Origin of the sequence: Tritonibacter sp. SIMBA_163, assembly GCF_046535935.1 — a bacterium.
Classification (GTDB): Bacteria; Pseudomonadota; Alphaproteobacteria; order Rhodobacterales; family Rhodobacteraceae; genus Epibacterium; species Epibacterium scottomollicae.
Genome location: NZ_JAWJBP010001260.1, coordinates 1 through 238, shown reverse-complemented (window position 1 = coordinate 238; position 238 = coordinate 1). Strand labels below are relative to the sequence as shown.

Here is a 238-nt window from a genome sequence, read left to right as displayed (position 1 = left end):
CACCAGCAGCGTCAACAGCGCGGCGGTGGGAACGTTGGGCGGCGCGGCCGTCGGCGCGCTGCTTGGCGCGGCGGCGGGCAATGCCGGAGCGGGTGCTGCGATCGGAGCGGGCAGCGGTTTGCTGATCGGCGGCGCGGCTGGCGCAAACGGCGCGCAGTACTCGGCGAACAGCTTGCAGGCGCGCTACGACGCAGCCTACGCGCAGTGCATGACGTCGAAGGGCAACACGATCTCGCAG

General features: G+C 71.8%; 1 protein-coding gene. It reads left to right on the top strand.

Annotated features, from left to right (window positions below; genetic code table 11):
- On the top strand, positions 1–238 hold a 238-nt coding region (locus tag R0J92_RS26355), incomplete at both ends, for a glycine zipper family protein (RefSeq protein ID WP_411053859.1).